Source organism: Rhizobium sp. S163 (genome assembly GCF_030380805.1).
GTDB lineage: Bacteria > Pseudomonadota > Alphaproteobacteria > Rhizobiales > Rhizobiaceae > Rhizobium.
In genome coordinates, this window is record NZ_JAUDSA010000003.1 from 511,461 (window position 1) to 531,258 (window position 19,798).

Annotated in this window: 25 protein-coding genes; 9 read left to right on the forward strand and 16 right to left on the reverse strand. The window is 62.4% G+C overall.

Annotated features, from left to right (window positions below):
- Positions 1–4: 4 nt before the first annotated feature.
- Entirely contained in the window at positions 5–385 is a 381-nt protein-coding gene (locus QTL96_RS02615) for a diacylglycerol kinase (protein ID WP_289726571.1), read from the reverse strand.
- A gap of 148 nt (positions 386–533) precedes the next feature.
- Positions 534–1,556 (reverse strand): nicotinate-nucleotide--dimethylbenzimidazole phosphoribosyltransferase, encoded by a 1,023-nt coding sequence (gene cobT, locus QTL96_RS02620; RefSeq protein WP_112941679.1) that lies wholly within the window; start codon positions 1,554–1,556, stop codon positions 534–536.
- A gap of 138 nt (positions 1,557–1,694) precedes the next feature.
- Between cobT and QTL96_RS02625 the strand changes: the two genes are divergently transcribed.
- From QTL96_RS02625 to QTL96_RS02635, 3 genes are read left to right on the forward strand one after another with little or no spacing between them, the layout of a single operon-like run.
- A complete protein-coding gene (locus QTL96_RS02625) occupies positions 1,695–2,477 on the forward strand; it encodes an adenosylcobinamide-GDP ribazoletransferase (RefSeq protein ID WP_289726572.1) in 783 nt (260 codons plus the stop codon).
- A gap of 19 nt (positions 2,478–2,496) precedes the next feature.
- The gene (locus QTL96_RS02630; protein ID WP_113199929.1) at positions 2,497–2,706 is read left to right on the forward strand and encodes a DUF1289 domain-containing protein; all 210 of its coding nucleotides are present in this window, start codon (positions 2,497–2,499) and stop codon (positions 2,704–2,706) included.
- Positions 2,703–3,404 (forward strand): TIGR02281 family clan AA aspartic protease, encoded by a 702-nt coding sequence (locus QTL96_RS02635; RefSeq protein WP_018900600.1) that lies wholly within the window; start codon positions 2,703–2,705, stop codon positions 3,402–3,404. The genes QTL96_RS02630 and QTL96_RS02635 overlap by 4 nt, the downstream gene beginning before the upstream one ends.
- A gap of 10 nt (positions 3,405–3,414) precedes the next feature.
- Here QTL96_RS02635 and QTL96_RS02640 read toward each other — a convergent pair whose 3' ends face one another.
- Together QTL96_RS02640 and QTL96_RS02645 are read right to left on the reverse strand one after the other, a co-directional pair.
- Entirely contained in the window at positions 3,415–4,776 is a 1,362-nt protein-coding gene (locus QTL96_RS02640) for a HAMP domain-containing sensor histidine kinase (RefSeq protein ID WP_289726573.1), read from the reverse strand.
- Complete coding sequence (locus QTL96_RS02645) at positions 4,763–5,440, reverse strand: winged helix-turn-helix domain-containing protein (RefSeq protein WP_289726574.1); 678 nt, start codon at positions 5,438–5,440, stop codon at positions 4,763–4,765. The genes QTL96_RS02640 and QTL96_RS02645 overlap by 14 nt, the downstream gene beginning before the upstream one ends.
- Positions 5,441–5,645: 205 nt before the next feature.
- Here QTL96_RS02645 and QTL96_RS02650 point away from each other — a divergent pair, with 205 nt between their 5' ends.
- The gene (locus QTL96_RS02650; RefSeq protein WP_047512316.1) at positions 5,646–5,912 is read left to right on the forward strand and encodes a hypothetical protein; all 267 of its coding nucleotides are present in this window, start codon (positions 5,646–5,648) and stop codon (positions 5,910–5,912) included.
- A gap of 16 nt (positions 5,913–5,928) precedes the next feature.
- Entirely contained in the window at positions 5,929–6,732 is an 804-nt protein-coding gene (locus tag QTL96_RS02655) for a hypothetical protein (RefSeq protein ID WP_289726575.1), read from the forward strand.
- 7 nt (positions 6,733–6,739) lie between these two features.
- Here QTL96_RS02655 and QTL96_RS02660 read toward each other — a convergent pair whose 3' ends face one another.
- The 9 genes from QTL96_RS02660 to QTL96_RS02700 form a co-directional block, all read right to left on the reverse strand.
- Positions 6,740–7,501 (reverse strand): ABC transporter permease, encoded by a 762-nt coding sequence (locus QTL96_RS02660; RefSeq protein WP_018900601.1) that lies wholly within the window; start codon positions 7,499–7,501, stop codon positions 6,740–6,742.
- The gene (locus QTL96_RS02665) at positions 7,498–8,424 is read right to left on the reverse strand and encodes an ABC transporter ATP-binding protein (RefSeq protein ID WP_289726576.1); all 927 of its coding nucleotides are present in this window, start codon (positions 8,422–8,424) and stop codon (positions 7,498–7,500) included. The genes QTL96_RS02660 and QTL96_RS02665 overlap by 4 nt, the downstream gene beginning before the upstream one ends.
- 163 nt (positions 8,425–8,587) lie before the next feature.
- Entirely contained in the window at positions 8,588–8,836 is a 249-nt protein-coding gene (locus QTL96_RS02670) for a hypothetical protein (protein ID WP_289726577.1), read from the reverse strand.
- Positions 8,837–8,913: 77 nt separating this feature from the next.
- Entirely contained in the window at positions 8,914–10,194 is a 1,281-nt protein-coding gene (locus QTL96_RS02675) for an extensin family protein (protein ID WP_289726578.1), read from the reverse strand.
- Positions 10,195–10,481: 287 nt separating this feature from the next.
- Positions 10,482–10,718 (reverse strand): hypothetical protein, encoded by a 237-nt coding sequence (locus QTL96_RS02680; RefSeq protein WP_026283371.1) that lies wholly within the window; start codon positions 10,716–10,718, stop codon positions 10,482–10,484.
- A gap of 171 nt (positions 10,719–10,889) precedes the next feature.
- A complete protein-coding gene (locus QTL96_RS02685) occupies positions 10,890–11,063 on the reverse strand; it encodes a hypothetical protein (protein WP_155947803.1) in 174 nt (57 codons plus the stop codon).
- A 137-nt stretch (positions 11,064–11,200) separates the two neighbouring features.
- Positions 11,201–12,859: an alpha/beta-hydrolase family protein gene (locus QTL96_RS02690; protein WP_289726579.1), complete on the reverse strand. Its 1,659-nt coding sequence runs from the start codon at positions 12,857–12,859 to the stop codon at positions 11,201–11,203.
- 73 nt (positions 12,860–12,932) lie between these two features.
- Positions 12,933–13,961 (reverse strand): linear amide C-N hydrolase, encoded by a 1,029-nt coding sequence (locus tag QTL96_RS02695; protein ID WP_289727157.1) that lies wholly within the window; start codon positions 13,959–13,961, stop codon positions 12,933–12,935.
- 88 nt (positions 13,962–14,049) lie between these two features.
- Positions 14,050–14,874, reverse strand: a complete 825-nt coding sequence (locus QTL96_RS02700) for a hypothetical protein (RefSeq protein ID WP_289726580.1) — start codon at positions 14,872–14,874, stop codon at positions 14,050–14,052.
- A 95-nt stretch (positions 14,875–14,969) separates the two neighbouring features.
- On the opposite strand from QTL96_RS02700, the gene QTL96_RS02705 reads away from it, so the two are divergent.
- The 4 genes from QTL96_RS02705 to QTL96_RS02720 all read left to right on the forward strand — a co-directional run bounded on the left by QTL96_RS02705 (position 14,970) and on the right by QTL96_RS02720 (position 16,385).
- Complete coding sequence (locus QTL96_RS02705; RefSeq protein ID WP_289726581.1) at positions 14,970–15,131, forward strand: hypothetical protein; 162 nt, start codon at positions 14,970–14,972, stop codon at positions 15,129–15,131.
- Complete coding sequence (locus tag QTL96_RS02710; protein WP_112980509.1) at positions 15,128–15,514, forward strand: acyl-CoA thioesterase; 387 nt, start codon at positions 15,128–15,130, stop codon at positions 15,512–15,514. Before QTL96_RS02705 ends, QTL96_RS02710 begins: the two co-directional genes overlap by 4 nt.
- Positions 15,515–15,595: 81 nt before the next feature.
- Positions 15,596–16,042, forward strand: coding sequence for an SRPBCC family protein (locus tag QTL96_RS02715; protein WP_289726582.1), 447 nt, complete (start codon positions 15,596–15,598; stop codon positions 16,040–16,042).
- Between the two features lie 4 nt (positions 16,043–16,046).
- Positions 16,047–16,385 (forward strand): metalloregulator ArsR/SmtB family transcription factor, encoded by a 339-nt coding sequence (locus QTL96_RS02720; RefSeq protein ID WP_289727158.1) that lies wholly within the window; start codon positions 16,047–16,049, stop codon positions 16,383–16,385.
- A 24-nt stretch (positions 16,386–16,409) separates the two neighbouring features.
- Here QTL96_RS02720 and QTL96_RS02725 read toward each other — a convergent pair whose 3' ends face one another.
- The 3 genes from QTL96_RS02725 to QTL96_RS02735 all read right to left on the reverse strand — a co-directional run bounded on the left by QTL96_RS02725 (position 16,410) and on the right by QTL96_RS02735 (position 19,652).
- Complete coding sequence (locus QTL96_RS02725) at positions 16,410–17,582, reverse strand: DUF1501 domain-containing protein (RefSeq protein WP_289726583.1); 1,173 nt, start codon at positions 17,580–17,582, stop codon at positions 16,410–16,412.
- A 10-nt stretch (positions 17,583–17,592) separates the two neighbouring features.
- Positions 17,593–19,170, reverse strand: coding sequence for a DUF1800 domain-containing protein (locus tag QTL96_RS02730; RefSeq protein ID WP_289726584.1), 1,578 nt, complete (start codon positions 19,168–19,170; stop codon positions 17,593–17,595).
- Positions 19,171–19,298: 128 nt separating this feature from the next.
- Complete coding sequence (locus QTL96_RS02735) at positions 19,299–19,652, reverse strand: DMT family protein (RefSeq protein ID WP_047512340.1); 354 nt, start codon at positions 19,650–19,652, stop codon at positions 19,299–19,301.
- Positions 19,653–19,798 lie beyond the last annotated feature (146 nt).

Here is a 19,798-nt window from a genome sequence, read left to right on the forward strand (position 1 = left end):
AGGCTCAGCCGAACATCAAATGCTTGCCGATCGTAAACAGCATGAAGATGCCGCAGGCGGCCAGCATGCAGAGCACGGCGAACGAGCCAAGATCCTTGGCGTGCTTGCCGACGCTTGAGATCTCCGGCGAAATGCGGTCGATGACTTCCTCGATCGCCGTGTTGAGCGCCTCGATGGCGAAGACGATCAGGAACAGGACGACCGCGACCATCAGTTCGACAAGCGTCGCACCAACCGCCAGAAGCAGGATCAGCGCGACGGCGGCGAAGAGTAGCTCCTGCCGGAACGCGGCCTCCTTGATCAGTCGCTTGAAGCCGCCGAGCGAGTAACTGGCGGCGGCAAAAAAGTGGCTGATGCCGGTGAGTTTGGTCACGGCAGGTTTCATCAGGCGTCCTCGTCGTCAGGTAGATGGCGGCAATGCCTGCCGCTTCATATCAGAAAAATGCGAATAGCGTGTACACGCCCGCGTCGCAAGCCATCTGTCATAAACCTGTCACGAACCTGAACGCCGCCCCTGAACCCAGGCAATGAGATCAGTGTTCGTGCTGGTTTGTCACACCTGCCTGCGCGAAGGTCGCCATGCCGGAGTGACATGCCGCCGCCGCCTTGACGATACCGGCGGCAAGCGCTGCACCCGTCCCCTCGCCGAGCCGCATGCCGAGCGCCAGAAGCGGCGTCTTGCCTAGCATCTCGATCGCCTTCAGATGGCCGGGCTCGCCGGAGACATGGCCGATCAGGCAGTGATCGAGTGCCGATGGGTTGGCGGCCTGCAGGATGGCGGCGGCGGCCGTTGCCACGTAGCCGTCGATCAGCACCGGAATACGCTCGACGCGCGCGGCAAGGATCGCGCCCGCCATCGCGGCGATCTCGCGGCCGCCGAGGCGGCGCATGATTTCAAGCGGATCGTCGAGATGATCGCTGTGCAGCGCCACCGCCTTTTCGACGGCAGCGACCTTGCGCTCGAACATGTCGCCTTCAGAACCGGTGCCGGGACCGACCCAGTCGCGGGCATTGCCACCGTAAAGCGCGTAGTTGATCGACGCGGCGATCGTCGTGTTGCCGATGCCCATTTCGCCGATGCAGAGCAGATCGGTGCCGCCGGCGATCGCTTCCATGCCGAAGGCCATGGTGGCGGCGCAATCGCGCTCGGAAAGCGCGGGCTCTTCGGTGATGTCGCCGGTCGGGTAATCGAGCGCCAGGTCGAATACCTTCAGCCCGAGATCATAGGCGACGCAGATCTGGTTTATCGCGGCTCCACCGGCGGCGAAATTCTCGACCATCTGCTGCGTCACTGTCGGCGGAAAGGGCGTGATGCCCTGCTTCACGACACCATGGTTGCCGGCGAAGATCGCCACCAGCGGCCGGTTGACGGCGGGCGTGCGGCCCGTCCAGGCGGCGAGCCAGAAGGCGATTTCCTCAAGGCGCCCGAGCGAGCCCGGCGGCTTGGTCAACTGGGCATCGCGCTCGCGGGCAGCGACCAGCGCCCGTGGATCCGGCCCCGGCAGATCGCGCAGAAGTGTCCGGAAATCGTCGAACGGCAGGCCTGAAACGCTCATGGATGCGGCTTCCTTGTCTCGTCTGTAAACTTGTCTTATGGCTGCAAATCAGCTTCTTTCGCGGCCACTCTTAAATCCAGCCGCGAAGCGGAACAACTCTAAAAAGCGCCAGACATCATCCCCGGGAGCGGACGCGCCATGAACATCGCAACCTATGTGGCCGATATCGCGCGCGCCGTCGCATTCCTGAGCCGTATTCCGATGCCTAGCGCGGCCTTTGCTGGATACGACGGAAAACTCGGCCGCGTCGCGCGCGCCTTTCCGGTCGCCGGCATCATCATCGGCCTGCTGCCTGCAATCGTTCTGCTCGTCATGCTCGGCCTACGCGCCGACCGGCTGATGTCGGCGCTGGTGGCTCTGGCGGTACAGGTGATCATCTCGGGCGCGTTGCACGAGGATGGCCTTGCCGATTGCGCCGACGGCATCGGTGGCGGCCGCGACCGCGCCCAGCGGCTGTCGATCATGAAGGACAGCCGCATCGGCACCTATGGCGCCATCGCGTTGATCCTCTCCTTCGCCATTCGTGCTACCGCCATCGCCGCGATTGCGCGCGGCGTCGTGCCGTTTGCCGCGGCACTCGCCCTGCCCGCCATCGGCTGCATCAGCCGCGGCGCGCTCGTCTGGCACTGGCACCGCCTGCCGCCGGCCAAGGCCGATGGAGTTGCAGCCGCTGTTGGACAGCCCAGCGAAGGCGTCATGCAGATGGCGGTCGTCTCGGCCTGCGCACTGGCAGCGCTGCTGATTTGGCCGAGCCTCGGCCTTCTGCCGCTCATCTGCGCCCTGCTCGCCTGCGGCCTGAGCGCAATGATCTTCACCCGAGTGGCCCGCGTGACCCTTTCCGGCCATACCGGCGATACGCTGGGCGCCACCGCTCAAATTTCCGAGATGGCGGCATTGTGTGCTCTTGCCATGGCTTTGTGAAACAACGATATCATTTGTCATGATAAGCCCGTGCATCAACATCTGCTCCATTGATTCATCCAGCGGCTTTTGCGCGGGCTGCGGCCGAACGATCGAGGAGATTGCCGGCTGGGCGGCGTTTTCGGATGAAAAGAGGGACGCGGTCATGCGCCTGCTGCCCGCCAGGATGAAAGCGATACCGCCCTCGGCCTCGCGCGAGACGATGGCAAGCACGGAGCTCACCGCATGAACAGGCTGACGATTGGACTTGGCGGTCTCGGCATCGGCCTTCTCATATTGCTCTTCAATCACGACAGCCCAAAGATCCTCGGCGTCAGGACCGACGATTTCGGCCGCATGCTCTATCTTCTCCCCATCGCGCTCATGCTCGCCGCGGGCATATGGGGACGGCGCATCAGCGTCGGCGAGACGATGCGCCACATGATGATCTGGCTGGTGCTGATCCTCGGCCTCGCCACCGTCTATCTCTATCGCTACGACGCCCTCAGCGTCGGCAACCGCCTGCTGGCGGGCCTCATTCCCGGCCGCGCCGTGGTCGTGACCACCAGCGAGGGCGGCAAGGAAGTCATCCTGCACAAGCTGCTGAATGGTCATTTCGAGGCCGATGTCGAGATCAACGGCCAGACCATCACGATGCTTGTCGACACCGGCGCCAGCATGATCGCGCTATCGCGCGAAGACGCGGAGCGCGTCGGCATCATACCCGACAACCTGACCTATTCGATGAGCGTCATGACCGCCAACGGCCGCGCCCAGGCAGCACCCGTCACGCTATCTGAAGTGGCGATCGGCCCGATCGTGCGCAACAACGTCGCCGGCAGCGTCGCCGAGGACGGACGGCTCGATCAGAGCCTGCTCGGCATGAGCTTCCTGGAGACGCTGGGTTCGCTGCAGATGCAGACCGACGAACTCAGGATGCGCGACTAGCTGCAGCTGCCTAGCGGAGGGCGGGAAAGCGAACCAGCACGCGCGTTCCGGGCTCGTTGTCCTCCAGAGCCACCTCGGCGGAATGCAAATCGGCGACAGCCTTGACGAGGCTCAACCCCAAACCGCTGCCCGCCGACGTCCGGCTCTTGTCGAGCCTGTAGAGCCGGCGAAACACCTTCGTGTGCTCCGCGGTCGGAATACCGACGCCGTTGTCCGCCACACCGGCAAGAAGCAGATTGTCGCGGCGGGCCAGCGACAATTCGATGAGCGTTCCTGTTCCACTGTGGTTGATGGCGTTCTCGATCAGGTTGACGAACATCTGGACCAGCAGTTCGCGATCCCCCATCACTTGCATGCCGGCACCATCAATTGCGACAAAACGCAATGTCTGGCCGGCATCGACAGCCACATCGCGGTAAATCTCCGTGACCGATGACATGACGTCGGCCAGATCGACGGATTGGAAACGCGCCCGCCGGGCACCGGCCTCGATCTGGGAAATCCTCAGCAGCGCTTCGAACGTGGCGTTGATCTGATCGCTCTCCATGCAGGCGTCGGCGATCTGCTGCCCGACCGGCTCACCGCGATCGGTTCGCTCCGCCGCGTCCTCAAGCGTCATCTTCAACCTGTTGAGCGGGGTCTTGAGCTCGTGCGCGATATCGGCGCTCACCTGCCGCATGCCCTCCACCAGCCCCGACAGCCGATCGAGCGCATGATTGATCTTCTCGGACACCAGATCGATATCATCCCCATTCCCATGCAACGGAATGCGCGTTGCAAGCTCGCCATTCGACACATCGATCATGGTGCGCGCCACCGCGTCGAGCCGTCGCTGGGCTCGGGTCGCCAGGAAAGCGCCGCCACCAACCGCGATCAGCACGATGACGCCGGCGGCCCAACCGAGGCTTACCAGCAGGATTTCGCCAAGCCTCTCCTTCTCCGCGAAGCTGCGGCCCACCACCAGGTGGTTGCCACCGACGAGACCGCTGCGCACGCGATAGGAATGTCCGTCAGGCAACCCCAGGGCTTGCGCACCGACGCTCGACAACCCCTCGCTCGTAACGGGAAACGCCAGATTGCCGGCCAGTCGTTTGCCGTTCGGGTCGCTCAGCAAGAACACGCCCTGATCCGGCGAGCGCAGGCTGGAATAGGTGTTCACCGCCGCGATCAGGTCCTCGACATCGTTTTGCGCGTAGGTCGAGGCGATCGCGCTGTAGATTTCGTTGACGGTATCATCGAGCTGACGTTCGAGACCGCTATTCAGCATGTGATAGGTGATCGCGCCGGCAACCAGGAAGGCGGCGACGAAAAGTACGCCGAAGGTCATCGCCAGGCGAAAGGGCGTGCTGCGCAAGAGATTAACGCGGCGCATGCAGACTATAGCCCGTGTTGCGGACCGTATGCAGCAGCTGCACCGGAAACGGCCGGTCGATCTTTGCCCGCAGGCGGCTGATATGCGTTTCAACTACGCTCGTCTTCGGATCGAAATGGAAGTCCCATACGCGCTCCAGCAACATGGTCCGCGTCACGACACGCCCCTCGCCGCGCATCAACACTTCAAGCAGCGTAAACTCGCGCGGCTGCAGGTCGATGACCTGCCCTGCCCGTGTCACCTGGCGACGCAGGAGATCGAGCTCCAGATCCGCCACACGCAGCACCGTCTTCTGCTCCTGCAGACGCGGCCGCCGCGCCAGCGCGTTCGCGCGCGCCAGAAGCTCCGAAAAGGCAAAGGGCTTGACCAGATAGTCATCCCCGCCCGCCTCCAGTCCATCCACACGATCGTCGACCCCGCCGACAGCAGTCAGAAACAGCGTCGGCGTACTGATCCGCGCGGCGCGCAAAGCCTTCACGAGGGACAGGCCGTCAAGCCCCGGCAGCATGCGGTCGACGATGACGACATCATAGGCCTCGCGCGTAGCCTGAAACAGCCCGTCGCGCCCGTCGTGAACGACATCGCAAGAATGGCCAGCCTGGATAAACCCTCGCGCCACGTAATCGGCCGCCCGCCGGTCGTCTTCGACCACCAATACCCACATGCCTGAAGTCCGTTGCTTCCGCCTACCATTCGGCATCGCCAAGCTACCCGTTTCCGGCGGGAATGCCATCGCGCTTTGCAAACCCTACGAAAACGTATGGTGCCGGCGAGGCCAGCGTATGTCGGTGCCCCTAGTGTCTGTTTGCGGATCGGCGAGCAAAGCCTCGCACCGCTCAACACGACCACTCAATAGAAGGAAACGCATCATGAAGACCATCGCCGCAGCAGGCATCCTGAACGCCCTCGTCGCCCTGGGCTTCGTTCTCGTCTCGATGCCCGCGCATGCTGCACCGGCACCTTGCGAGGACATGCTGAAGGACATGCGTGCCACAAAGGCAACGGCGAAGCTCGCGGATGCCGACGCAAAGAAGGTGAACGACCTGGAGACCAAGGCCGTCGAACGTTGCAACGCCGACGACGACGCGCGCTCGGACAAGTTTCTGGCCGAAGCCATGAAGATCATGGGCAAGTAAGAAGCGAGGCATCGTGATGACAAACGCCATTCGAGCGGGCCACGAGCCCGCCAACCGCGTCCCAAACGTGACGGTCGATTTCTGGCTGATCAAGCTGATGGCCGTCACCATGGGCGAGACGGCCGCCGATTATCTCGCCGTCAATCTGGGGCTCGGCCTGACCGTGACCTCCATGATCATGTCGGCGATCCTTGCGGTCGCCATCGCCATCCAGTTTTCGATGAAGCGATACGTCCCGTCGGCCTACTGGGCCGCCGTGGTGCTGATCAGCATTGTCGGAACCTTGGTCACCGACAATCTGGTCGACAACTTCGGCGTCCCGCTTGATGTCACCACCATCGGCTTTTCGATCGCGCTCTTTCTGACCTTCCTCGGCTGGTACGCGCTCGAACGCACGCTCTCCATCCACACCATCTTTACGACGCGACGTGAAGCCCTTTACTGGCTGGCGATCCTGTTCACCTTCGCGCTCGGCACAGCCGCAGGCGACCTCATCGCCGAACGGATGGAACTCGGTTATCTCAGCACAGCCTTGCTATTCGCCGGCGTGATCGCGGCTATAGCACTCGCCTACTATCGCGGTGGCATGAACGCCATTCTCGCCTTCTGGCTTGCCTATATCGTCACGCGCCCGCTCGGCGCATCCCTCGGCGACCTGCTGTCACAGCCGGTCGAGTATGGCGGCCTCGGCTTCGGCACGATCTACACGAGCCTTCTCTTCCTCGGCGCGATCGTAGTCATCGTCACCTACATGACGCCGAGTGCCCGACCGGAACGCGACGAAGATTCCCCGTCGCGCGAGGCCATCGATCGGCGATGAAGCAGCATCAGTTGCGCAGCTTGTAACCGGTCCTGAACATCCAGCCGAGCGTTCCGAGGCAGATCGCCAGGAACAGCGAGATCATACCGAGGCTGATCAGCGGGTTGACGTCGGCGATGCCGTAGAAGCTCCAGCGGAAGCCGCTGACCAGATAAAGCACCGGATTGAAATGGCTGACCGCCTGCCAGAAGGGCGGCAGCATGTTGATCGAGTAGAAGCTGCCGCCGAGGAAGGTCAGCGGCGGCACGACCAGCATCGGGATCAGGTTCAGCTGCTCGAAATTGTTTGCCCAGAGACCAATCATGAAGCCGAACAGGCTAAAGGTCACCGCGGTCAGCACGAAGAACAGCGCCATCATGAACGGGTGCTCGATCCTCACCTCGACGAAGAAATTCGCCGTCAGCAGAATGATCACCCCGATCATCAGCCCCTTGGTCGCGGCCGCCCCGACATAGCCGAGCAGGATCTCGGCCATCGCCACCGGCGCCGACAGCACTTCGTAGATCGTCCCGGTGAACTTCGGGAAGTAGATGCCGAAGGAGCCGTTGCCGATGCACTGCCCGAGCAGCGTCAGCATGATCAGGCCCGGCGTGATGAAGGCGCCATAGGAGATGCCCTCGACCTCCTGGATGCGCGACCCGACGGCCGCACCGAAGACGATGAAGTAGAGCGACGTTGAGATGACCGGCGAGACCACGCTCTGCAGCAAGGTGCGGCGGGTGCGGGCCATTTCGAAGAAATAGATGGATTTGACGGCTTCGAAGTTCATTTTGCGCCTCCTACGAGCGCCACGAAGATGTCCTCGAGCGAACTCTGCTGCGTCGACAGGTCTTTGAAATGGATGTTGTGTTCGGCAAGCCGGGTCAGCAGCGCGGCGATGCTTTCCTGGTCGTTCTCGGCGTCGAACTCATAGGTCAGACGATTGCCGCCGGCGGTGAGCGCAAGGCCGTTGCCGGCAAAGCTCGCGGGCAGCTCGTCCAGCGGCTCGGTCAGCTCCAGGATAAGCTGCTTGCGACCCAGCTTGGCCATCAGCGCCGTCTTGTCCTCGACCAGAAGCAGCTCCCCGCCATTGATCACGCCGACGCGGTCGGCGATCTCCTCGGCCTCTTCGATATAATGCGTCGTCAGGATGATGGTGACGCCCGCCTCGCGCAGCTTCTCGACGACGTGCCACATGTCCTTGCGCAGCGCGACATCGACGCCTGCCGTCGGTTCGTCGAGGAACAGGATTTCAGGTTCGTGGCTCAGGGCCTTGGCGATCAGCACGCGCCGCTTCATGCCGCCGGAGAGCTGGCGCAGCGTATTGTCCTTCTTGTCCCACAGCGAAAGGTCGCGCAGCACCTTTTCGATATGCGCGGGATCGGCCTTCTTGCCGTGCAGGCCGCGCGAAAAGCTGACCGTGTTCCACACCGTCTCGAACTGGTCGGTGGTCAGCTCCTGCGGCACCAGCCCGATCATCGCCCGCGTCGCCCGGAAGTCCTTGACCACATCGTGGCCGCCGACAAGCACGGTTCCCCCGCTCGGATTGGCAATGCCGCAGACGATCGAGATCATCGTCGTCTTGCCGGCGCCATTCGGGCCGAGAAGCGCGAGGATCTCGCCCTTCTCAACATCGAGATCGATGCCCTTCAGCGCTTGGAAGCCGTTACCATAGATTTTCGTAAGATTGCGGATGGAAATGATGGGGGCCATGAAGGGCTCTTGAAGACGAAAGGAAGGATTTCGCCGCTATATAGCCGCTCCGCGACAGTTTTACATCCCATTGACTGCGAACAGAGTATTCATTTGCTCGAAAACGATGCATTTGAAAATGCGGTTCCCCGATCGTCAGGACTTCAAGGCCCCCATAGCCTTGCTACCAGGCGCCGTTCACGCTGCAGCCCGCCGGCGGCAACGTCTTGCCTTCGAAGCGCGCCTTCAGCATCTCGCAGCCCTTCGCACGAATGAAATCGGGCATCTTCATATTGAGGCTGATGCCCACTTCATCGAACGGATCGCTCGCATAGGCCACATAGGCATACCAACGGCCGCCGAACACTGCGACGGCGGCGATCACCACGACCGCGATGAAAAACAGAATATTCGGGCGCTTTTTCTCAGCCACAACGATCTCCTCTTATTGATAGGGAGCCCGTTTAAAGCGATTCCCGCGGCCGCGTCGATGCCGGGCCGCGGATCCCGTCAGTCGCAATAGACCTTGCCGCTCTTGCGCTCGCGCAGATCGAAGTGGAAGTGGTTCCAATGCTCCGGATTGCTGCCGGGGCCGAGCACCGTGTTGAAATACTTGCAGCTGTCAGTCCGTACGGCCTTCAGCAGCTTGCCCTCGCGGAAGGAGAATAGGCCCTTCTTGCGCACATCGATCTCATGGCCGCTCTTCAACACGAACTTGCCGACATCGATCGCGTTGCCGTGTGCGTGCTCGGACATCGGATTGTAGCGCTGGCGGCTGTTGTTCATCCGGCGGCAGCTATAGCCGCCAAGCGGCTGGATCGTCTTGATGCCGGACCAGTAGCGAAACCGTGCGGATGGCGCGAGCTCGTTCTTCACCCACTTGGCGAAGGCGAGCGTCACCTGGCAGTTCAGCGTCACCGCCGGGCGAACACCGATATTGCCGGACAACCCCTGCAGCGAGATCGGATAAGGCACCTGGCACGCAGGCCCGTTGGAGATCGGCGGCTTGTCGGTGAAGACCACGCCCATGCGCTTCAACTCGCGCCGGCAGGAGAGCTCAGAACTCGGCATCACGCCGGGCACCGTCGGCGCCGGCTGGCTCATCTGCGGTTCGCTGTCCATCGGATTGTTCGGCCTCAGCATTGCGACTTCCTGCGGCTCGCTCTCTTCAGGCACGCGCGCCGGCGCCACGACAGCGCTGCCGTCGCCCCAGACCTGCTGCTGTTGCCCCATCGCAGCCTGGCTCGCTGGCCGTGGCGCGCGCATCCGGTTCATCTGGGTTGGATTGTCCGTGCCGATGCCATCGACGACAGGCTGGTCCGATTGCCCCTCGGCGATCTGCTGCTGCTCTTCCTGCGCAAGACCGGTGACCGGCTCCGCCCCGAGCTCGGCATCCATGTTGACGCCCTCGGGCGGCACCGAAAGCGTCTGCGTCCCGCCCCAGGTGGCCGGCTGACCGCTGAACTGGCCGGCAGCACCGCGCGCACCGGCGGACGCCTGATCGTTGGTCATCGGAGGTGCTGCGCTCGCCTGACCGCGACCGGCAAGATTGGGCGTATTCATATAATCGACGGAGCCCTGGACGGGCTGACTGCCGGCGGGATAGGCCTGATCGATCGCAGTCGAGGGCATGCTGACCGGCGCCTGGCGCCGGGGCGGCGAGATGGAGCCGACCTTCGTGCCGCTATCCACACTGCCAGGCGGAACGAGCGCATCCGTCGAGCACGTCGTCAGCGCTGTCGACAGCAGCACGGGCAGCACATAACGCCGCATGATGGAAACAAACGCCATACTCTCATCGCTTCCGAAGATCGGCAGTGACCAAAAAACTTCGGTCCAAATTTAATAAAAAGCGGTGAACGAAACCTTACTCCCAGCCCGGACAAGCCCGGACAAGGCCAGCGTGGCCGATCACGATTACGGAAGCGTTTGAAACAAAAGCCCTAATTCGGGCGACAAATCCGGGATCGGCGCGCAATAGTCACCGATCGGCGACGTGCGCGCAGGTTTGCTTGCGAGGCTGGAAAGAGGTGCTGCGAACAACATGACGGGAACCGCAGAGCGGACGAGCCGCAGCGTCAGCTGACGTAACGCAGATCCTTGTCGTCGGACAAGTTGATCGCGGCGCGACGAACCGGACGGCCGCTGCCATAGATCTCGTTCATGATCTTGGCGACCTCCACGGCATGGCCTTCGGTCAATCCGTTGAGGATCTGGCCGCCAAAGCATGCGGGCTCTTCTGCCTGATGGTCCCAGACCATCCACATGTCGAGCGGATCGCAAATTACATCGTAACGAGGTGTGGAGCTATTCATCGGGTAACGCCTTCAATACCCCACTCTCTTAGGTTGCCGTAAATTAATCGTTTACTTGCGCCACCCATGAAAACAAATGAGTGATTTATTATAGTGGAGCCATAACGGGCAGAGCGAGCTTTGACGGAATTGGCAAAGCCGCCCAAAGCGGCTTCGCCGGATCGCAGAGAATTACCGCGCCGGCACACTTCCGGTGACGATGCGATCGGTCTTCGTCAGTTCCATCTGCGGCCAATTGGACGCAGTCTCGGACGCAGGACGGCTGCCGATCGCAAGGATCGTGATCAGGCCGGCAACGACGGCGGAAAGAAGCAACCCGCTATAGGTCATCAGTTTGAACCTCAAAGATGTGGTTTCCCAGCCACGCCCGGGCAAACTGCTACGGGAGCCTAAACGAACCCATAATGAACGTGGTTAATCACGATCATATTCCCGCTTATGAACAGTCGAACCGACACAAACCGCCATCGCGCCACCCGACCTCAGTCGTTCCCGCCTTGAGCGGCCGCTTGCGCGAAACGCATCTTCAGCGCCGCCACCTCGCCGGGATCGACCGTCAATCCGGCAACGGCGATCCAGGCGTCGATATAATGTTCGGGCGCATAGACATGGCCGTAGCCCATCGGCGACGTCGTGGCGATCATCAGGTCGAACAGCAACTGGAACATGGTCAGCACGGGAAACCACCTGAGGCTCGGCGACACATCCGGCCCCTGCGGCGCCTGCATCCATGCCGGCTCACGATAAAAGGAGTGCGGATCGAAGAACGTCACCGCATCGCTTGCATATTGCAGATAGACGATCCGCATCGGCCCCCATTGCGCAGCACCCGGAAGGTCCAGATGGTTCTCCTGATTGGTGAAACGGATCATCGAGCCGTCGCGGAAGGTCGGCAGCCAGGCCGGCGATTGCGGATTGCGCCCTGCCGTCACCGCATTCCACATCCGGCTCTCGAAAGGCGGGCCGCTCCACAGAGCGCCCTGGAACGGATCGGCGATCACATCGAAGATATCGGCCGAAAGCTGCGAGTTCAGCGCGCCGAGGCTCAAACCATGCAGGTAGAGCTTCGGCCGCTTATCGTGCGGCAATGTCGTCCAGTAGCCGTAGACCTCGCGAAACAGCGCCTTGGCCGACTGCGCGCCATATTCCGATTCAACCAGCAGCGACAGCCAGCTCGAGAGATAGGAATATTGCAGCGCCACGCTCGCGACATCGCCTTGCTTCAAGTATTCCAGCGTATCCATCGCCGCCGGATCGACCCAGCCGGTGCCGGTCGGCGCGATGATGACGAGCATCGAGCGCTCGAACGCCCCGTCCCGCTTCAGTTCCTCGAGCGCAAGCTTGGCGCGCGCCTCGATCGTGTCGGCATTGTTGAGGCCGACATAGACGCGAATGGGCTCGCGCGCCTCGCCCTTCCAGAAGCCGCTGATATCGGAAGCGCTCGGCCCCGACGCCACGAAATGCCGCCCCTGCCGCCCGAGACCGTCCCAGGCGACCAGAGACGCCTTGCTCCCCGTCTTCGCCGGATCTGCGGGCATAGGAACGTTATCCTCGATCAGCGCATCCAGCCGCTGCATCGAGGAATCGATCGCATGCAGCGCCCCGCGCATCAACACCCCCTCAGCCACCGACCAGAACAGCGCCACCGCGATCGCAAAGCCGATGACATTGGAAACACGTCGTGGCACGAAGCGATCGAGCCGCCGCGATGTCCACCTGAAGGTCAGCAGGAACAGGCGACCCAGCAGCACCGCAACGAGAAACACGACGAACGCGAGCGCCCCGAGCTTGAACGGCTCGGCGCTTTCGAGCGGCTCCATATGCCAGAGCTCGCGGATCGAATTCTGCCAGCCCGCCGCCTGCCAGAGAAAGACGACGGCCACGATCAGGCCGCAGATCAGCACCGCGATCCTCTGCGACAGAAGCGGCCCGCGATAAGGCAGTTCGAGATATTTCCAGAGACCGACGACGGCGACCCCGATGAGATAACCGACGGCCGCGCAGATACCCGACAGCGCCCCCTGAACGATATAGGATCGCGGCATCAGCGTCGGCGTCAGCGACGCGGCGAAGAAGGCGAAGGCGAGCGTCAGCCCGATCACCGACAGAGAGCGAAAAAGACCACCGAGCAGACGCCTCATGCAACTCCCCAACCTTTAGCCGCATCCACTTACGGCGATCTCAGACGAAGATAAGCCCTGCGCCGCGCGCCTTCTACTCACCCAGACCAAGAAAGACGAAGGGCTTGGCATCCTTGAATTCCGATGTCGCGTTGCCGGAATAGGTATGGTCCTGGCTCTCGCCGAGGTCGAGCCGTTTCACCTTGCCGGTCTCCTTGTCGAAGTCGATCGCTTTCAGGTCTACCCAGAAGGTGTTGGGCGTCAGCGCCGACTCGAAGAAGTAGAGCTTGCGCTTGTGATCGAACACGGTGCGCCAGCGCGTCGACGAAATGTTTGGCTCCTCCGGCGTGTTGAGGCCATAGGGCACCGAGACATTGCGGATGACGCTGAAGACGCTTGCGAGTGCCCGGTTGGGGCGCTCGTCCTTGGGGATCGCGTTGACATAGAAGGAGGCGCGCGCGAAGCGGTCGGCCGCCCGGTTGGTGCCGGGCAGCATGACTGTGCCGCCGATCTGCTTCCAATAAGAGTTCAAGGCGAGCTGCTCATCGAAAATCGGCGAATTCGTCATCACCTGATATTTGCGATCATGATGGATGACCTGCTTGCCACCGATATATTCGACGATGGCGCTATCCCCTGTTGCATCCGACATCGAAAGATGCAGCGTCGTCAGCCGGTTCTCGCCGGGCACATTGTCGGTGACGACGGTGAAAGGCTCCTTGCGGAGCGCCTCCACGGCCTCATCGACCGTGGCGAAGTTGTCGAGCACATATTGCGCCCATGCCGCGATGGTGAGGCCGGGCTTGCTGGACTTGTCGAAGGGCGGATATTCGGATTCGACCAGCCACAAGAGGTTGGCGTTCAGCCCCGCCTCGTTCACCCCATCGGTGGTCGACACATCATAGCCGGTCGCGACGACGCTCCCGTATTTCGAGGTCCAGTGAATGGAGTTCGGCCCCGCCTTGCCGCTGCGCTCAGTGCCGCGCGGAAGGATATAGAGATTGGTGGTGATGTCGCTCTTCCAGTCCATCGACCGCGCGGTGATGACGTTCGCATCGGGGCCGAGATAGACCAGGCGGGTGCAGGCATCGGCGACGTCAGCGAAAAGCAGCGCGGATGCGATGACGGCGGTCGCGACCGTGCGAGCGCGTGAACGAGATGGACGGCGGTTCGAAGACACGGGGCTTCTCCAATATCGTTGATCGCGGAAGCTAGAAGCGCATGGAAAACCCGATCGCAGGGCCGTGCTGGCTGACGTCCCATTTGAACTTGTTCGCGCCGGTGAAGTCGTCGTTTTCGTAATCCTGGTAGAGAAGCCTGTACCCTGCCCTGAGCACCGTCGGATGACCGAGCATCATGGTGCGATAGCCGAGATAGGCCTGTGCGTTGACGCTCACCTTCGACCCCACGCCGAAGCCACCGACATCGGCCTCGGCAAACAGGTTCCAGCGTTCGGTGAGATCGGCATTGAGCCGCAGGCCGACGAAGGGATCGGTCCAGTCGGAACTCTTGGACGCGCGAAGGCCGAAAGCCGCGACATCGGCCTCGAGCTTCGTCCAGCGCACGCCGGCGGTCGGCTCGATCGATAGCGTCCGTGGCTTGCCGAATACCGTGTCGCCGCCGAGCACCGCCTCATAGGCCTTGAAGAAGGCACCAGCCGACAGGGTGGTCGTGGTGATGTCGAGCCCGATCTCTTGTGAGAACACCTGCTCGTCCTGGCTGGTCTTTACATGCTGACCGTCGAAATAGACGCCCCATTGGCCATTGGTGATCTCGATATTGCCCATGAGAGCGAAATCGAGATGGTCGAAGATATCGGAGAAAGGAACGTCGACATCCGTATCGAAGCCGGCCAGCGATCCGCTGCCATTCAGCGATGCGGCCCACACGTAAGGGCTGACGATGACGGCCCACTCGCGCTCCGGCGCGATCCTGCTGTTGTCGAAATCGGCGGCGACAGCCCGTCCTGAATTGAATGAGAGAGCGGAAAGCAGCGCAAGGCCCACGGTCGCCACACCCATCGCCAAAAGCCGCATCGAAAGCCCCCATTTTCAATGTCACGCTGCGACCTTACTACCGGAGGGCGAAAACTCAAGCGAGATCAGCAGGATTGCTCGCTGACGGCGATCAAATGGCGATTGCTGAGCAGGAACAGATGTATGGTCGCAAGGGCGCGACACTTTTGTCGAAACGCTCCGATTTCGGTTTTTCGGCCGATACGCTAGGGTCCGCAGGAATCGACCCTGAAACCAGCGTTGAGCAAGAAACTCGCCTTCAAAAGGAGCGCCAATGACCGAAGACCCCAAGCCGAAAGGCACGCTGACCCTGAGGACCATGGCGATGCCCGCCGATGCCAACCCGGCCGGTGACATCTTCGGCGGGTGGGTCATGGCGCAGATGGACCTTGCATCGGGCATCTCGGCCGCCGAGCGCGCCAAGGCGCGCGTCGTCACCGCCGCCGTCAAGGAAATGGCCTTCGCCCTGCCCGTCAAGATCGGCGACACGCTGTCGATCTACACCGAGATCGAGCGCGTCGGCCGCACCTCGATCACCCTCTGTATCGAGGCCTGGGCGACCCGGGCTCGCTACAACAAGATGGAAAAAGTCACCGCCGGCACCTTCATCATGGTGGCGCTCGACGAGAACGGACAGCCCAAGCCGGTTCCCGCCGAATAGACCAAAACACGAGAAAGGCAACTTTTCGGTTGCCTTTTTCAACGAACCAAGCGATAAAAAGGCAACCAGGAGGTTGCCAATATGTCCGATCGCATCGAAAAGACCATTGAACTCAATGCCCCTGTTGCCCGTGTGTGGCAGGCCATCAGCGACTATCGCGAATTCGGCGAATGGTTCCGCGTGAAGATCGACGCGCCCTTCGTCGCCGGAGAGGAAGCCACCGGCAAGATCCTCTATCCCGGCTACGAGCATCTCCGCTGGACGGTCACCGTCAAGCGCATCGAGGAACCAACGCTGTTTTCCTTCACCTGGCTTCCTTATGCGGTCGATCCGGATAGAGACTATTCCGCCGAGATCCCGACGCTGGTCGAATTCCGGCTGGAGCCGATATCAAAGGGCACCCGGCTGACCATTACCGAATCCGGCTTCGACAAGGTGCCCGAATACCGCCGCGCCGAGGCCTTCCGCATGAACGACGGCGGATGGGCCGAGCAGATCAAGAACGTAAAGGCCCATGTCGAACGCTGAGCAAATGCCGAACCTTGGCGCCACCACGGCCGGCCGAGACGCCGCAGCACTTTTCGCGGCTCTCGGTGACCCCACCCGCCTGTCTCTGTTGACAGCGCTGAGCGACGGTCGCCCATCCTCGATCGCCGGCCTCTCCGGTGGCACCGAGCTGACACGCCAGGCGGTCACCAAGCATCTGACTGTCCTTGAAAAAGCCGGTCTCGTCGAAAGCATCAAGGTCGGCCGCGAAAGCCATTACAGTTTCCGCCGCGACCGCATCGACATCATGCGCGCCTATCTCGACGGCGTCTCCAGGCAATGGGACGACGCGCTGGAACGCCTGCGCGCCTTCGTCGAGCGTTGAGCCCGGCGAAATCCGTCAGCCGGCTCACGCCCGCAGGAACTGCGATCCCTTGTCGAAGGTGACGCCAGGAAATATCTTGGCCGTCAGATCATCCATACTCACGTCGAACTGCCGATAGAGCATGGCGGCGGCGATCTCCCGCACATCGGCGGTCGGCGCCAGATCGCGCTCGTCGAGTAGCTGCTGATCGCCAAGCCCCGGCCAGCGGCCGAGGATGCGACCGCCATTGATCGCGCCGCCCGCCAGCACGGCACAGCCGCCGGTGCCATGGTCTGTCCCTCCGGACCCGTTCTCCCGAACCGTCCGGCCGAATTCGGTCATCGCGAGCACCACGGTCTTCGACCAGATATCCGGCCCCAGCGTCGACTTCAACGTAGTGATCGCCTCCGTCAGGTCCTGCACCGGACGCTTGAACTGTCCAATCTGGCCGACATGCGTATCCCAGCCGGTAATGGAGAAGCTGGCGATCCGGTAGTCGCCCTTCAGCATGTTGCCGGCAAGGGCCGCCACATCCGCCACCTTCTGCCCGCGCGGCCCGCCGGGTTCGGCCACCATGGATGCGCTGTTGGCGCGCGTCGCCTCCTCCATCGCCTTGGCAAAGGCAGGGTCGCCGGCATAGAGCCGCTGAAGGAACTGCGTCTCGTCGCGGGCCGGCCCGAGATTGGAATCCGACGCCCAGACATCGACGTTGTTCGGCCCGGTCAGGATCAACTCCGTCGAGGTGTTCACATCGATCGCCTTGCGCGCATCCGATCGCGGGATGACGGCAAGCGCGCGGTTGAGCCACCCGGTCTTTTCCTCCGAGACGTGCTCGCCGCCCGATTCCAACATGTCCTGGCCGTCGAAATGGCTGCGCTGGTCGCGATAGGGCGTCGACACCGCATGCACGAAGGCGAGTTCGCGGCTTCGCCACAGCGGCATCAGATCGGCGGCGGAAGGATGGAGGCCGAAATGCCCGTCGAGATCGATGAGCCCGGTGTCGGGCGTCAGCGCCAGCGTCGGCCGGAACGCCGCAAAGCCGGCATCGCCATAAGGCTGCACAAGCGCCAGCCCGTCCATCGCACCGCGCAGCACGATGGTGACGAAGCGCTTGTCTCCGGGCATCGACGCGAAAGTGACCGGGGTGAGGATCGGGGCCGCAGCGAGGCAGCAGGCGGAAGCAAGGAAGCCGCGGCGCGATAGCGTGAAATCGGTCATTTCAAAGCTCCTATCGACGGTTGAACTCGGGCGACGCAAGCGCAAGCATCAGCCCGGTTGTCTTGTTGGGTGCCTGGCTGACGACGCGGATCGTGTCGTCGCGCGCGGCATCGCCAAGCGTTGCCTTCAGGAATTCACGGGGATCGAGCCCCTGCCCGAACTGCGCGGTCGCCCGCCGCGCCCAGCCGAGCCGCTCCGCCAGCTGACTGGCCGTGATCCAGGCCGAGAAACTCTCCTCGAAACCGGCTGGGCTCGGCGGCAACCAGATCGGCTGCCCCATGCGCCTCAAGGCGCCCTGCCCTAGCGCCCTCGCCGTCTGCATCGCCTTGCGGCGCTTCACCCTGTCCTCGTCGCCGGGATCGATCACCGACGTCCCGCCGCCAGCAGCAGTGTCTCCGCCCTTCATATCGCCCTTCGTGCCACCACTCAGCGCACCGCCCATATCGGGAGTGCTCGGAGCCATGGCCCCCTGCGCGCCCATGGCCTGCGCGTCATCATCCTGCTCGTTGTCCTTGAAGAAGGCGACAACGGTGCCATCGCCAGAGCCCGCATTCAGCGCCCTGAGACCGGCCACGACGAAATCGAATGGCTGACGCGCCTTCGCGCCCTCGTTCGCCCAGGCGGCGGGATGGTCGAGCATGGCGCTGTAAACGGCCCTGAGATCGCCGTCGGTCTTCTTCCAGGCGTCGGTCATCGCGGCGATCAGCCCGTCATCCGGCTGGTCGGAAACGAAATGCACCGCCAGCTTGCGACAGATATGCGCCGCCGTCTTCGGATTGGCGGCGAGATCGTCGAGCATGGCAAGATAATCGCCCGGCCGCCGCCTGTCGCCACCATAGCTGACGCCGAGAACTTCGTGACGACCGGGCTCGGCGATGTTGGGGCGAAACGCCATGTCCATCTCCTGCCGGTCGATCGTCAGCCCCGTCAAGACCATGGCCGCGGCCCGCACATCGGCCTGCGTATAGCCGCTGCCGGCCCCAAGCGTGTGCAGCTCCAGCAATTCGCGCCCGAGGTTTTCGTTGAGCCCCTTCTTCTGCCGCATGCCGCCCTTGGAATCCGGCCCGAGCGATTCCGCCTGATCGAGATAGATCAGCATCGCCGGATGCTCGGTGGCGCTGCGCAACAGATCGGCGAAACGTCCGCCGATACGCGGCCGGATCGCTTCGGCCTCGTAAAGCGGCACGAGCAGCCGCATCGGCAGGCTCTTGTTGGCGCTGGTGGAGAAATGATTGGTCCAGAAGGTGGAAAGCCGCTCGTGAAAACCGTTGGGCGACATCACCGCCTGCAGCAGCCGCGCATTCGCATCCTGCTGGAAGCTACGCTGCGCCTGCTTCTGCAACACCTTGCGCCGCTCGCGCCGTGTCTGGTCATCGTCGCCGCTTTGCCTGAGATCGCGGAGATTGGCCTGCAGGTCGGCGATCACCTGATGCCGCTGCTCGATACCGCCGACGGGAAACGAGACCGGTGCCCGCGCATCCGCGTTCACCTGTTTCAACAGGTCGTCCTTGTTCTGCGCCGCCACCTCGCCCGGCCGAAAACCGTAGCCAAAGCGGATCGCCGCCATCGTCGGAAAGGAAAGACTCATGACCTGTCACCTCCATATCCCTGGATGGTGACAGGCTGCGGTCAAAACCGTCGGAAATTGAGGCAGAGACGTGACATGGACAATTTGTAATTCAAGGACTTACCCGGTCCCATCAGGCGGGATCGCCATCACCCGCGGAAGATGAAGGACGCCCCGACCGCGATCAGCGCAAATCCGATCGCGTGGTTCCAGGTGAGGCTCTCGCCCAGCCAGAACACGGAGAATCCGGAAAACACCAGAAGCGTGATCACTTCCTGCATCGTCTTCAGCTGCGCCGTCGAATAGACCGCCGAGCCGATGCGATTGGCCGGCACCGCCAGGCAATATTCGAAGAAGGCGATCGCCCAGCTGACGATGATGGCGACGAAAATCGCCGTCCCCTTGTGCTTGAGATGCCCGTACCAGGCGAATGTCATGAAGACGTTGGAGGCAAGCAGCATGACGATCGGCCAGATGGCCGCGGGGCTGAGGGCAAAGGGCATGTGTGATTCCCGAGAGTTGAAGCTGGCGGCAGCATGTACCGCTGAACGAAAAGGCTTCAAGAGGTCGGGGAGCCTCCGCGAAATATATCGTCCCCGTGCCATCAGAACGTCACGCCAACCGGAACATTTCACCGGACCGACCGTTT